The following is a 13,130-nucleotide window of genomic DNA, read 5'->3' as shown; positions in this document are numbered from 1 at the left end:
AGCTTCCCGGCCCGTCTGGCAAGCGACGGGATGCCGGGGTTATTTCCGGACAGATAAGCCGACAGATCGCTCTCACCGTCACCATTTTCGGTCCCGAACCGCCGTTTGGAGCCATCGCAGAGGGCGGGAAGCAGATGTTCGCTGCGGGCGCGATAGACCTGGCAGGCCGATGAGCAAGCGGTCGTTCTCGGTGGGTACGATGAAACACTATTGGATAAAAAGCAACGGACGCTCAGCGCGTTGCAATCTGCCTACCAGCAACTCATATGGTTGGAGAACCAAGGGGGGTAGTTAAGCATGGCCGTCACGATCACAAAGCAGGCTGAAGCATATCTTGAAGCTCTAGCAAAGGCGCTCGAGATTCCGTCCGCGCGCTACGAACAGGCTGAAAAGAGCTATAAATCACTCGGCGATTGGCTGCATCGAGACGCGTCCAGTGTCAGGGATCATAATCCCGAAATCTTTGTACAGGGTTCCTTTCGGCTCGGCACCGTCATCAGGCCAATGTCTGACGATGAAGAGTATGATGTGGACTGCGCCTGCTCGCTCACGGGTCTGAGCAAGTCGGACCTGTCGCAGCACGATCTGAAGCAAATGCTGGGTGAGGAGATCAAGTTCTACCGTGACAGCAAGGGCATCAAGAAACCTGTGCATGAAGGCCGACGGTGCTGGCGCCTTGAATACGCTGATGGCGCGCAGTTTCATATGGACATTGTGCCTTGCATTCCGAACGCAGAGGACCAGCGCCTGCTGCTCGAGGCCCGTAGTCTCGATGCAACCTACGCCGACACGGCCATCGCCATCACGGACAATGAGGAAGCGGAGTATGACGTCATCACGGACGATTGGCCGCGCTCCAATCCGCGTGGCTATGCGGAGTGGTTCAAATCGCGAATGGGCGATGTCTTCCTTCGGAGGCGAGAGCAAATCTTGGAAGAGATGCGTGCTGAGGGTATAACCGCTAGTGTCGAAGACATCCCGACATACCGCGTTCGCACGCCGCTGCAGTCCGCCATCATGATTTTGAAGCGGCACCGTGACACCATGTTCGCGGACGATCCCACCGACAAACCAATTTCGATCATTATCTCCTCGCTTGCCGCACACGCCTACCAGGGCGAAGAAACGATTGGGTATGCTCTGCTATCGATCCTGAGCCGGATGGAAGAGGCTATCGAGCACGACGGCACGAAATACGTCATCAAGAACCCAACGGACGCGCTCGAGAATTTCGCGGACAAGTGGGAGGAGCATCCGGAGCGAGCTGGCGCGTTTTTCGCGTGGTTGGAGGGGGTGGGCCTGCCGTCGAACGTTCTCCAGCCTGGCTCAGCCTTCGAATTCGGGATAAGGTCCGTTCAAAAAAAGAAAATCACGCAGCGCCTCGACGTACGCAAACAGCGCTTCGTCGTTTTCGAATTCGATGTCCGTTCTGCGCGCGTAATCGTCAGCGGTCAGAGACCGGTTTTCCAAGACATAATCGAAATTCCTACGCAGGCGCTCAGACCATTCGCTCGACCACCCGAGTTCTTCTTTCAATTTGTCCGGGCCATACACGTTCGCCCCGCAATAAAGGAACATGTCATCCAGCCAAGCCTGGGTCCGCAGGTCGAGAGATTTCATTGTCGCGCTTCCATCGGATACATCGTGACCAGCACAGGCTCGCCGCCAATCCCGGCCAATGCCGCCAAAAAAGTCATTCCGGAAATGGTCCGCGTTGGAAAAGAAAGTCGAACATCGCCCGAAGGTAGCCGTACATCTCTTCGTCATTGTCAAAATGGAACCCGATATCCTTTTCGTATTCGTCGGCAGTCAACGGCCTGTACCGCAAGACCGCCTCGAAGCGTTCCCGGAATCGGCGCGAGTCATCAGGGTCAATCTCGAGACCCGCCTTCAAGGCGTCGGGATCGTAGGTCTCCGGCCCACAAAGCAGGAACATAGTCCTTTTCCAACTGTCTAGGCTGACCATTTTCTACCTCGTGATCGGGTACATGGTGACGAGCGCAGGTTCACTGCCCGGCACATGGCGGAATACAGCCAGCAGGTTGCCACGATCGAAATCCGCGCTGATGGCGCCTCCGCCGGCAGTCCTGACTCCCTCTACGAGGCGCAGGTAGTCCGGGCCAAGCGCGTCCTCCAAAGGAAGAACGACGAGGAAGCTGCCGCGCTGATATGCCGGTTCGAATTGCGCAGCGTCTCGAGCCGCGCGATATTCGGGCGTTCGCCGCACGAAGCGCTCGGCGGCAACAAATGCCTCAGGCGACGTGATACGGCTGGCAATCGGTGGCGCGCGGTGCGGTCTCCCGGTCACGCCGTCTCTCGAAGTCCCGGTCATCGGATCTATGCCGAGCGACACGCGGTCGATCAGCATCTGTCGAGTGACCGCGCCTTCGTGACGCTGCGGGCCGTGCCCCTGCGTTGCCAACTCGGCAAATCTGCGCGCGACGAAGCTGTCGACCGTGGCGCTCCGCATGGCGATCATGCCGTCGATGCGCAGGGCAGCCGAGCGCAAGCCGACGATTGCTGCCCGCGGTGAGAACCGTGCTACCCCTACCCCAAGCCGTGCGAGCGTCGTCGTAAGGGCCACGCCCCCGAGCGTTGTCGCTGCGTCCAGATAGGCGACGTCGCGATAGGCCTTGAGCAATGCGTCTTCCGAGGCGAGCCCGAGACGGAATTCGAGGTCGAGCAGACGCAGGTCCGCGTGTCTGGCGTCGAAATAGTCGACGAAGGCTTCGCTCAGTTGGCGGACGGTCTCGGCGTCGAGATCGGCGAGCGCTCGAATGGCGCTGGCCAGGCTTTCGCGCATGGCGAGGCGCTCGGCCTCCTCCTCAGGCGTGATCACACCGAACAGGCGCCGGTAACCAAGCCACGAAAAGCGGAACAGATTGTAGACCGAAATCGCACCGCCTGCTGCTGCATCTGCCGCTGCGTCGGTGAGCCCGTCGGCTTGCGCCTGGGCTATCCTCTCGCTGAGGTCTGGAGATGTCGGGAAATCTGTGAGCAGGATCGTTCCGTCGACGATCGCCGGTTCGGCGACGCATCGGCAGTTGTAGCCGTGACCGGGCGGACCATCGGGGAATTCGTCTTGCCAGGAATAGACCCTGTCATCGCGTTCGGCGTGCGCCGCGCGGACCTTCTCATCGTCCTGCGTCCGCCAGACAAAATGGGTCACGCCCAACCGTCGCTGGCGCCATTCGTTGATCTGGGTCAGAAATCGACGCGCGAGCCAATCGGAAAGTGTCGAAACATCGGCGTCAGCAACGCTCGGGTCAGTGGTTGCCATGATCGCTGAAGCCTGTTCCGAAAAGTCAGCCCGCTCGCGGGAAATCTCGGTCTCTACGTCTTCGACAGTCGGATCAGCGACGATGCCTGCACGCGCGAACGCTCCCGTCAAGGCGGACCAATTCTCTGCCGCAAGCTCGCGCAGCCGCTGTTCAAATGCATCCGTGACGGTACTGTCCAGTCGCGCCTGCTTTAGCTCCATCGCAGGTTCAATCGCACGAAGGCCGAGGACAATGGTCGCGTGGCCGCCGTGTCGTACGAACTGGTTGAAGCTGACAAATGAACTCATGGTTCCCCCTGCAGATGTCGGGGAACCTACCTCACTTTGGGCCTGGAAGAGTTAACGAACCGTTCGGTCCCAGAGAAGGTTGGATTTGGGTGGCGTTCGGTCGTGCTTGGCGGAGTGAGGTGCCCCTAGTTTATTGACACTGACCTGCCCCCAGCGATAGCCGGTCATGTCTCGAAGGTGGTGGAAATTGCCTGCGCGCGTTCTCCGAGCGTTTCAAGGTTCGCTTTCTCAAGCCGCGAGGTCAAGGGGCATCGGCTCGAGGGGCTGTGACAGGGTTTCCCAACCGTCGACCTTGCGCATCTGGATCTGTCCCGCCGCGAGCATGGCCCAGAGCAGCATCGGCACGGTTTGCGCGCAGGGCAGCACGGTCTGGGTCTTGATGCGGCGGCGGAATTCCTCGTTCAAGCGTTCGATCGCGTTGGTTGTGCGTGCCGATTTCCATTGCGACGGGTCAAGCCGGGTGAAGGTGAACAGGCGTTCGCCCGCTTCTTCGAGGCTCTCGGCCACCGCCCGGCATTTGAGCCGCCATTTCCGCACGAACGCCTTGCGGCGCGCTTCGATCTCGGCGGCGCTGTCGGCGTAGACCATGTCGCGATAGTCCTCGGTCAACTCGTCGTGGAGGTGCTTGGGGGCATGGGCCAGCAGGTTGCGATGTTTGTGGACCGTGCAACGCTGGATGGCGAGTTCCTCACCCCACAGCGCCACGAGCCAATCGTCGGGAAAACGGTCCACCGGACCGTTTTCTGACCCTCCTCATACTTCAAGCCCCGGTGCGCCATCGACGATGACGAATTCGGGCCGCTTCAGGCCCCGTGCATCGAGATCGGCGAGGAACTGGCCCCAGGGTCGAGGCCGGTCCGGCAAAGCCGGACGCAAGGCCCCGGTGGGGCGTTGCGAGGTCGAAGACGGGCTTTCGCCGCCCGTTCAGCGGGAAAACGCCCCACTGGGGCGTTTTCTGAACCGCTTCACTCTGAATTGCGAGCAGCACCTTTTGCCCATCGCGGCGCACCCCGAGGGCCGCCAGCACCGAGATATTCGTCGCCTTCTTGTCCAGGCGCGTCCGAACCACAGTGCCATCAAGGATCAACCGCACGATGTCCTCATCGGCCAGGCTGCGCGCCGACCACGCCTCCCAATCCACCTTCACCTTTCGGCCCGGGTGCGGCTGACCACGTCCTTGCTCACGGCGCCCTCGAACAGGCTGACCAGCGCCCGCTTCACCCGACGGGTGTTGGTGCCCGCAAGGTAGACCGCCGCGATCAGAGCTTCTGCCTTCGCCGGGGAAACGCCCCACTGGGGCCTTTCCTGTTCCGGCTCAGTTCGTCAGTCGACGGTAGCGCGGCAACGCCTTCGACCGCCATTCCGTGACCTTGCCGTCTTCGGCCTCGATCCGCGCGCGCGGCACCCGCAAGGTTTCGGTGCCGAAAGTTCCGGTCAGCTGGCGGTCGCGGTGCCCGTGACGATAGCCTTTCGCGGCACCTTCGGATCGGCCATAGCGCATGCGGCCGAGAAAATCGGCCAACTCCTCTTCGAACATCGTCTCGATCATGGCCCGGACGCTCGCGCGCAGGCGATCCTCGATCGGGTCGTAGCCCGCAGCGTCAGACAGTAGCGAAAGCGCGGGGTTCCCGGTAATCTCGGTCATGGCGTTCGGGCCTTCCTTCGGACCGCTGGCAGTCAGGCCCTCACTCTCCCTGGCGGTTGGCGCCGCCGGCTGGGTGGTTGCAGTTCACCCGGAGATTACGCCGCCTTCAAATTTCCACCAATTCCGAGACACAACCCGATAGCCGGCTCGGGATTTTTCTGCACCACACCATAAACGGCCGCTTCGGGGCAACCGCACCGCCGCATGAAGCCCGTTTCGATCGGCAGCAGAGGGCCGACGTTACTCCGTCAGATCATCCAGACTCACGCCAAGCGCATCGGCCAAGGTGCGCAATGTTGCGACCGAGCCCTGCTTTCGGCCGGTCTCGATCTCGGCCACGGTGACCCGCTTCACGCCCGATTTTTCGGCCAGTGCAGCCTGGGTCAGGCCGCGCAGATCGCGGTAGACGCGCAGGGCGCTTTCGCCATTCAGAAGGCGGTTCGCATACTCTGCCGGGATCAATTCGTCCTCTCCCGCCGCGAGCCGAGCCTTGGCGCGGTCATAGCTTTGCAGGTCGGCCAGATCCTCCGCGGCAGCCCGCAGGCGGTCATATTCTTCGCGCGGGATCGTCACCATCTCGTTCATGTCAAACCCTTTCAGTCGTAGACGCCGCCCCGCGGCCCGATATCGAGAACGGCCAGAACATTGCCTTGATCATCCATGATCACCCGCCAATCCCCGACCCTCAGCCGGATACCCTCCCGGCCCTTCAAGGGCTTCACGTTATTGGCCTGCGCGCTTGGGTCCTGCGCATAGGCTTCGATCTTGGCGCGGATCAGCGCAGCGGTATTCGAGGGCATCCGCCGCAATGCCTTGATCGCTGCTTTGGTGTAGCTGATCTGCTTCATGATGTAGCTCTAGGCGACATTTCGGCGGAAGTCAAGCTAAATGTCGCCCTGCGCGACAAGCTTGGCCGGCAAGCGCCGGCCAGGCAAAGGTCATAGATCAATCCCCTCCGACAGCGTCAGCGCATCTTCCAGATCGACGCCCAGATACCGAACCCTGCTGTCCATCTTGGTGTGGCCCAAGAGCAGCTGCACGGCGCGCAGATTTCCTGTCTTCTTGTAGATCTGCGCAACCTTCGTGCGCCGCATCGAATGCGTGCCATAGGCACTGGGCTCGCCGAAGGGCCCGCGGCTGTCGTTTCGACCCACGCCCCCGCGAAGGGGGCGACTGCGCCAACGCCAATTGCCGACAGCGCGGCGGGTGTTTCGACCCACGCCCCCGCGAAGGGGGCGACCGGTATGACCTGCGAAAGGTCGCTTTTGACCGCTGGTTTCGACCCACGCCCCCGCGAAGGGGGCGACCTCCTTTCAGAGGGGGCAGGGGTGCTTTCACTGCTGTTTCGACCCACGCCCCCGCGAAGGGGGCGACAATCTGACCACATAGCGCCACGCCCGGCGCCGGAGGTTTCGACCCACGCCCCCGCGAAGGGGGCGACTATGTGTCCATGATTCCGACAAAACCTTTCACCTGTTTCGACCCACGCCCCCGCGAAGGGGGCGACTCAAGCGCGGTTTTCACCACTTTTGCAGCATCGCTTGGTTTCGACCCACGCCCCCGCGAAGGGGGCGACTCAAGGTTCGCGCCACCCGTTTTCAGATAGTCCTGTTTCGACCCACGCCCCCGCGAAGGGGGCGACCTGCTGCAGCCCTTCCGCGATGTAGGGCAGACCGTTTCGACCCACGCCCCCGCGAAGGGGGCGACTTGCCCGCGCTCCGAGGCGTAGTTGATCGGCGCCGTTTCGACCCACGCCCCCGCGAAGGGGGCGACACCTGCCGCCCCGTTTCTTCCGCGAGACGGTGGCAGTTTCGACCCACGCCCCCGCGAAGGGGGCGACGCGGGACTGCGAAAAGGGCTGGCTGACCCTCGCGGGTTTCGACCCACGCCCCCGCGAAGGGGGCGACAGAATACTCGACTGACAACGGATCATCGTGGACTGTTTCGACCCACGCCCCCGCGAAGGGGGCGACCCCCATATGGGCGGTGCCGGTAAGCTGCACCTGCATGTTTCGACCCACGCCCCCGCGAAGGGGGCGACTAGAGCTGCAGCGCCTCAGGGCCAGACAGGCGCCGGTTTCGACCCACGCCCCCGCGAAGGGGGCGACCATCTGATGCTGGGTCAAAATCCCCAGACCGGCCGTTTCGACCCACGCCCCCGCGAAGGGGGCGACCCCTCATGGTGCGTAATACCTGCCGCCAATTGGCGGTTTCGACCCACGCCCCCGCGAAGGGGGCGACGTCACCCGCACCTGCAGCGGCAACCGCACGTCCTTGTTTCGACCCACGCCCCCGCGAAGGGGGCGACCGCGGGCGGTATAGACCGGATTGCTCCCGAGCGCGCTGTTTCGACCCACGCCCCCGCGAAGGGGGCGACCCTCGGCATTCGCGGCGGGGCTTTCGAACCCGCCAGTTTCGACCCACGCCCCCGCGAAGGGGGCGACCTACAACGCGGCCGCGCGGATCATCGAGCGTATGGTTTCGACCCACGCCCCCGCGAAGGGGGCGACCCAGCTCAGCGTTCAAGGCCGCCTCGGCGTCCCGTTTCGACCCACGCCCCCGCGAAGGGGGCGACAAGACAGCCCGCCGATGGACAGATCTGGGTCTTGCCCGTTTCGACCCACGCCCCCGCGAAGGGGGCGACGCGCACCGTCAGGCCCCACGCTTGTTCGGGCTGTTTCGACCCACGCCCCCGCGAAGGGGGCGACGCGGCCATCGCAAGCGCGGTGATCGACGGATACGTTTCGACCCACGCCCCCGCGAAGGGGGCGACTTCCCGGCACCGTTCAGGTCCGCATCGGTCCAGCGGTTTCGACCCACGCCCCCGCGAAGGGGGCGACCGTAATCAATAAAATCATTTAAACCTTTTTCAAGTTTCGACCCACGCCCCCGCGAAGGGGGCGACCATCATCGACACGATCAGCGGGCCGGGGTCGAGCGGTTTCGACCCACGCCCCCGCGAAGGGGGCGACCGGTCGAAGATCGCCGAGGAGCTGCGAGAGGCCGCGTTTCGACCCACGCCCCCGCGAAGGGGGCGACGGCCCTTATGTAACCCCTTTCGCCGACTGGTCTAATCCGGAAGCCATTGCGAACCCGATGTCAGAATGACGCACCGCTTCTCCGCTCGGACGCTGCCACGCGCGTCTTTCTTCACGATTTCAAAGAACCGCAAGGCTGCGAACCGGCCCGGAAATCGATGCACGCTTGCGGTTCGCAGCCTTACAGAACCAGCGGACCGTTCAGATCCAGCGCAGGCTTGGCACCCACATGCTCGACTTTGCGTTCCCAGTTCGCGCCGAGGTAATAGAATCTCAAACTGTCGAACTCCGGCCGGATGATCGCCTCCAGCCGGGCCTTCAGTTTCACCCATTGGCCCGGATCGACCTCGATCTCGAAGACCGAAAATTGCACCCGCTGGCCGAAATCCTCGCAGGCCTTGGCCACCCGACGCAGGCGCTTCTTGCCGCCCTCTTCAAGCGTGTTCACGTCGTAGGTGACCAGAACCAGCATCTCAACTCCAGAACCAGGGCGGATAGGCGTCGATATCGCCGCGCAGATGGCGCGCCAGCATTTGCGCCTGCAGGAAGGGCACCAGACCGAAGGGGGCCTTTTCCTGCAAGAACGGATGCAGCCGCTCCTCGCGCTTGCGCTCTTGCCAGGCGGTCAGCACGGTGCGGCGCGCCTCATCGGTCAACAGCACCGCGCCGCCCTCCATCTGCCGGAAATCGCCCGCCCGCAGCTGGCGGCGGTTGACCAGCGACAGCGCCAGCCGGTCGGCCAGGGGGGCGCGCAATTCCTCCATCAGATCAAGGGCAAGGCTGGGGCGGCCGGGGCGGTCGCGGTGCAGGAAGCCCACCGCCGGATCCAGCCCCACCGCCTCGCAGGCCGAGCGGCAGTCATGCGTCAAAAGCGTGTAAAGAAACGACAAAAGCGCATTCATCGGATCAAGCGGCGGGCGGCGGGACCGGAGCGTCCAGCGCAATTCGGCATCGGGCGCGCGGATCAGATGATCGAAGACGGCGAAGTAAAGATTGGCCGCCTCGCCCTCGGAGCCGCGCATTTCCTCGACCGTGCTGTCGGCCAATTGCACCCGGCGCAGGATCTGCGCCATGCGCTCGCAGCTGGCCTCAAGTGTCGCGCGCGCAGGCGGTTCCATCTCCGCGCCATAGTCGCGCAGGGCCCGGCGCAGCACCGCGCGCTGGTTCGACACCTTGCCCAGAACGAAGGACCGGACGATCTCCTCGGGCGTATCGGCGCGGCGGTATTGTTCGCGACGCAGCAGCACATTGCCCGAAACCGGGCCCTCGACGCGGGCCTGAAACCGGCCGTTGCGGCCCAGCAGCACGAGGGTGATGCCGCGTTCCGCACAGGCGGCGATCAGCGCGGGCGTCAGCAGCACCGGCCCGAACACCACGACCGAGGCGAGCATGTGCAACGGCACCCGGGTCTTGTCGGCGCCCTCGATCTCGGCCACGAGGGTCTCGCCCTCCAGCCGCAGCGCCGCCCCTTCGGTGGTGACATAGACGGTGTTCAGCAGCTTCTTCATCGCGCCTCCAACAGCCGGGCCAGGGTCTGGTCGCGCCAGCGTTTGACCGGCCGGGCGACGGTGTCGGGGCGGCAGAGGTCGAGAAGCGAACAGGCCCGGCAGCGGCTGCGCTGCGGGGTCGGCGGCGGGGTGACACCGCTGGCGAAGACGGCGGCAAGCTCGGCCACGGTGGCTTCGGTCAGGGCGCGCAGTTCGGCATCGAAGGGCACGGTGACACGCCGCTTCGTCTGGGCATAGTAAAGCGCGCCCTCGGGCACCGGCTGGCCGGTCATCTCCTCCAGACACAGCGCCTGGGCGCAAAGCTGCGCCTCGTCGGCGCGGTGCAGTTTCGGCTTGCCGCGCTTGTATTCGACCGGAAAGGGGCGCTCGCCGCCGCCGGGCAGGGGGCGGAATTCGACCAGATCGGCCACCCCCGAAAGGTTCAGCCGCGCCGAGCCCAGCGGCAAAGACAGCACCCGCCGCCCGTTCCGGCCCCCACGGCTGCCACCCTTGTCGGCCAGCGCATGCAGTACATCCCCTTGCGCGGTAAAGATATTCTCTTCCCAAAGCCGTTCGAGATGGATCAGCGCCGCCTGCCGCAGGCAGTAAACCGCATGCTGCACCGCCGAGAGGGGGATCGTCTCCACCTCGGCGGGCAGCGCGGCCATCAGAGCAGCTCGCGGATCTCGACGCCCGCGGGCAGGCCGTCGCGGTCGATCTCGATGCGGTAATCGGCGAATTTCCGCGCCGGAGCCAGATTGCCAAGGCCGCGGTCATCCAGATCCCGGAACGCGCCATCCACGTTGCGGCCGATCCGGACGCGGTCGAACAGCACATGCGCCGGCGCATTCCCAAGCGCGTTTTCATGCGCAAAGACGATCAGCTTGCGCGTCGTCATTTCCCCGCGCGCGGCGGAACGGTCATGTTCGAACATGTTCGCCAGCGCCTCGAAAAGCAGATCGAGATCGGCCTCGGAAAAGCCGGTGCGCTCGGCGAACTTGGCCGAGATGAAGCCATGCGCGACGTAAAGCCCATAGGGCACGATATGCTTGCGCCCCATGGTGCGGTTGTCGGTGCGGGCGTCAGCATCCTCGCCCTCGGCGCGTTTGGTCTGTTCCGCCTCGTTCGTCGCGGCCATCCGGGTGATCGAGATTTCCACCGGCAGGATCGGCTCGACCGAGCGGGCGAAGGTCATCTGCACCGGCCCCTTGACCTGACCGCAGTTGATGCCGGTGGACATCACCGCGCCAAAGGTCCGCACGTCGAAGAAATTCGCGCACATCCAGTCGCGCAGCGCCCGGGCTTCGTCGTCGCCCCTGGGGTTGAGCTTCTTCGCCTCCTGCGCCTCTTTCAGCGCCTTGGGGTCCTCGGCGCGTTTGGCGACATAGGCTTCGCGGTGCTTCTCGTTCAGGATCGCGCCTTCCTGCACATAGATGTGGTGGCCCGCTTCGCCGCTGCGGGCCAGCTCGACATAGTTGCGCAGCTTGCGTTTGAGGCTGACATCGGTCACCAGCCCGTGGCTCGTTTCGGGATCAAGCCGCGGCAGGTTGCCCGCGTCCGGGTCGCCGTTCGGGTTGCCGTTCGTGACATCGAAGATCAGCACGAAATCGTGGCGGCGCGACAGGATGGTCATTGGGAATGCTCCTCGGAATGGGGCTCTTGCCCGGGATCGGCAGGTTTGCGGAAGCTGGCCTGGTGGTAATATCCCAGCGCGAATTTCGCCTGCGATTCCTGCGACAGGGAGGACGGGAAAGGATCGGCGCCGATCTCCAGCAAATTGGTGATCTGCTGCAGCTCGTCCTGAAGGTAATGCGCGAAGGCGGGTTTTTCCTTGCGGATCTTGGCCAGGTGGTTGAACGCATTGGCCGCAAGCGACCCGAAGACGCGCGCCGGGGTGGCGCAGGCCGAGCCATAGAACTTGTCGCGGATCGTCGCGTTCACGCCCCTGCCAAGCGCGGCTTTCTGGATGTTTTCATAGGCCGCAAACAGGCGACCCAAGACATAGCCCGTGTCTTTGGATGCGGGATCAAGTGCCACCGGGGCCTCCTTTGCGTGGAAATTGCGGATCAGGACGGATTTGAGCAGCGCCGCACGCAGCGCATTGATCTCGCCATCGGCGCGGATGCGCATCAGCGTGGCCGAAAGCAGCGTCAGCGGGTAGGGGGTGCCGGTCAGGATCGCGCGCATCCAGTCCCCGGCGATCAGCGGCGGCACGTTTTCGCGTTTGCCCTGCACGGCCAGTTCGACCAGATAGCGCCAGAGCGGCGGCCAGCCCTCGTGCGGGGGGGGGCTCAAGGCGCATGTCTTCGACGAAATGCTGATAATGCCGGGTCAGCGTGCCGAAGCTGTTTTCCCACCAGAACCGCACCGACAGCCGCGCCGCATTGGGGGCAAGGCCCAGAACGCAGAAGCGCACCCCCTGATCAAGCTGCGGCGCGACTTCGGAAAGCGGCTCGCCGCGCCGGATGCGGTCGAGCTGCGCGCCGATGCGGTCGGTGGCGATCCGTTCCGCGGCGCCCGGATCGAAAAATCCGCCAAAGAAGGTCTCGGCCAGGGCGGCGGTCTCGGCCTCGGCGGCATCGGCCCAGAACACCGTCGAGGCATCGCCGATCTGCAGGCGGTGCCCGCTGTCCTTTTCCAGAAAGCGGTTCAGCGCGGTAGTATAGGCGAAGGCCGCGGCCTCCGACACCGGGGCGTTGTCGCCCTGTTCATGGCCGTAGGATTCATAGGCATCCGCGTTGAAGGTCACGATCGCCGCCCCCGCGACCTGCGCCCCCCAGACCCCCTTGATCGGCGGATGGGTGCGCGCGATCGCGGACCTTGCCCCCGAGACAAGGCAGACGGCCTCTGCCGCGGCCTTGCCTTCGACGGCGGTCCAACGGGCCCTTTCGGTCTCCCAGATCGCCCGCAAGGCCTTGGCATCATGCAGGAAATGATCGCGGTAGCTGTCGGCGCAGGCAAAGACGATCCCTTCGGTCGGCAACTTCTCCGGATCGAAATGTCGCGACAGGGCTTCGGGCGACCAGCTGCGCAGGAAGGCGCAGAAGCTTCTCACCTCGGGATCGTCCGAGGGCTCCAGATAGTCCAGATGCTTGTCACGAAAGGCTGCGAACCTCTGATCCGACGGGTCGGACAATGTCCCGGCCCCAAGCGCGTAATTGACATTGTCCCACAGGAAATTCGGCCGCGGCGTCTGGCCCGAGCGTTTCGGGCAAGCCGGAACCGCCAGCATGCGCGGGCTGCGCTTCTTGTCCGTATCGCGCAGGTCGATCACCTCGGCCACGGCGCCCTCCGGGGTCAAGACCACGCAAAAGCCGATCTTCTCGGTCGAATAGCCATAGGGCGGCGCATCGGGCAGCCGGTCATAGGCGCGCACAAGCGAGGCCAGCATG

General features: G+C 64.0%; 9 protein-coding genes, 3 pseudogenes and 1 CRISPR repeat array. Of the genes and pseudogenes, 1 reads left to right on the top strand and 11 read right to left on the bottom strand.

The annotated features are described in order from the left end of the window. The first annotated feature begins 297 nt into the window (after positions 1 to 297). A complete protein-coding gene (locus tag ACTTAG_RS11825; protein WP_444462515.1) occupies positions 298 to 1,938 on the top strand; it encodes a nucleotidyltransferase domain-containing protein in 1,641 nt (546 codons plus the stop codon). Positions 1,939 to 1,969: 31 nt separating this feature from the next. Here the strand turns inward: ACTTAG_RS11825 and ACTTAG_RS11820 are convergent, their stop codons facing one another. From ACTTAG_RS11820 to cas8c (ACTTAG_RS11770), 11 genes and pseudogenes are all read right to left on the bottom strand, one after another. Then, positions 1,970 to 3,568 (bottom strand): phage minor head protein, encoded by a 1,599-nt coding sequence (locus ACTTAG_RS11820; protein WP_444462514.1) that lies wholly within the window; start codon positions 3,566 to 3,568, stop codon positions 1,970 to 1,972. Positions 3,569 to 3,796: 228 nt separating this feature from the next. Then, a pseudogene (locus ACTTAG_RS11815) lies at positions 3,797 to 5,213 on the bottom strand (transposase). A gap of 240 nt (positions 5,214 to 5,453) precedes the next feature. Continuing rightward, positions 5,454 to 5,798, bottom strand: a complete 345-nt coding sequence (locus tag ACTTAG_RS11810) for a helix-turn-helix transcriptional regulator (RefSeq protein ID WP_444462513.1) — start codon at positions 5,796 to 5,798, stop codon at positions 5,454 to 5,456. Between the two features lie 11 nt (positions 5,799 to 5,809). Further along, positions 5,810 to 6,061: a type II toxin-antitoxin system RelE family toxin gene (locus tag ACTTAG_RS11805; protein WP_108130263.1), complete on the bottom strand. Its 252-nt coding sequence runs from the start codon at positions 6,059 to 6,061 to the stop codon at positions 5,810 to 5,812. Positions 6,062 to 6,151: 90 nt separating this feature from the next. Next, a pseudogene (locus tag ACTTAG_RS11800) lies at positions 6,152 to 6,334 on the bottom strand (integrase); the annotation flags it as partial. 21 nt (positions 6,335 to 6,355) lie between these two features. Further along, a CRISPR array of direct repeats spans positions 6,356 to 8,252; the repeat unit is 32 nt; unit sequence GTTTCGACCCACGCCCCCGCGAAGGGGGCGAC. A 180-nt stretch (positions 8,253 to 8,432) separates the two neighbouring features. Further along, complete coding sequence (gene cas2 / locus ACTTAG_RS11795) at positions 8,433 to 8,723, bottom strand: CRISPR-associated endonuclease Cas2 (RefSeq protein WP_444462512.1); 291 nt, start codon at positions 8,721 to 8,723, stop codon at positions 8,433 to 8,435. A 1-nt stretch (position 8,724) separates the two neighbouring features. Next, positions 8,725 to 9,759 (bottom strand): type I-C CRISPR-associated endonuclease Cas1c, encoded by a 1,035-nt coding sequence (cas1c, locus tag ACTTAG_RS11790; RefSeq protein WP_444462511.1) that lies wholly within the window; start codon positions 9,757 to 9,759, stop codon positions 8,725 to 8,727. Then, complete coding sequence (cas4, locus tag ACTTAG_RS11785; RefSeq protein WP_444462510.1) at positions 9,756 to 10,406, bottom strand: CRISPR-associated protein Cas4; 651 nt, start codon at positions 10,404 to 10,406, stop codon at positions 9,756 to 9,758. Before cas4 ends, cas1c begins: the two co-directional genes overlap by 4 nt. Beyond that, positions 10,406 to 11,371, bottom strand: a complete 966-nt coding sequence (gene cas7c / locus ACTTAG_RS11780) for a type I-C CRISPR-associated protein Cas7/Csd2 (RefSeq protein WP_444462509.1) — start codon at positions 11,369 to 11,371, stop codon at positions 10,406 to 10,408. Before cas7c ends, cas4 begins: the two co-directional genes overlap by 1 nt. Next, positions 11,368 to 12,033 carry a type I-C CRISPR-associated protein Cas8c/Csd1 gene (gene cas8c, locus ACTTAG_RS11775; protein WP_444462508.1) on the bottom strand — a complete coding sequence of 222 codons (666 nt, stop codon included), beginning with the start codon at positions 12,031 to 12,033 and terminating at the stop codon, positions 11,368 to 11,370. Before cas8c (ACTTAG_RS11775) ends, cas7c begins: the two co-directional genes overlap by 4 nt. A gap of 67 nt (positions 12,034 to 12,100) precedes the next feature. Next, positions 12,101 to 13,129 (bottom strand): annotated as a pseudogene (cas8c, locus tag ACTTAG_RS11770) (type I-C CRISPR-associated protein Cas8c/Csd1); the annotation flags it as partial. Position 13,130: the final 1 nt, after the last annotated feature.

The organism is Rhodobacter capsulatus (assembly GCF_052363185.1).
Lineage (GTDB): Bacteria > Pseudomonadota > Alphaproteobacteria > Rhodobacterales > Rhodobacteraceae > Rhodobacter > Rhodobacter capsulatus_E.
This window is presented reverse-complemented; position numbering and strand designations above follow the sequence as displayed.

Excerpts from the sequence above, each read along its gene's own strand:
- ACTTAG_RS11825 (WP_444462515.1), top strand. The coding sequence starts at position 298 with ATGGCCGTCACGATCACAAAGCAGGCTGAAGCATATCTTGAAGCTCTA.
- ACTTAG_RS11820 (WP_444462514.1), bottom strand. The coding sequence starts at position 3,568 with ATGAGTTCATTTGTCAGCTTCAACCAGTTCGTACGACACGGCGGCCAC.
- ACTTAG_RS11810 (WP_444462513.1), bottom strand. The coding sequence starts at position 5,798 with ATGAACGAGATGGTGACGATCCCGCGCGAAGAATATGACCGCCTGCGG.
- ACTTAG_RS11805 (WP_108130263.1), bottom strand. The coding sequence starts at position 6,061 with ATGAAGCAGATCAGCTACACCAAAGCAGCGATCAAGGCATTGCGGCGG.
- cas2 (WP_444462512.1), bottom strand. The coding sequence starts at position 8,723 with ATGCTGGTTCTGGTCACCTACGACGTGAACACGCTTGAAGAGGGCGGC.
- cas1c (WP_444462511.1), bottom strand. The coding sequence starts at position 9,759 with ATGAAGAAGCTGCTGAACACCGTCTATGTCACCACCGAAGGGGCGGCG.
- cas4 (WP_444462510.1), bottom strand. The coding sequence starts at position 10,406 with ATGGCCGCGCTGCCCGCCGAGGTGGAGACGATCCCCCTCTCGGCGGTG.
- cas7c (WP_444462509.1), bottom strand. The coding sequence starts at position 11,371 with ATGACCATCCTGTCGCGCCGCCACGATTTCGTGCTGATCTTCGATGTC.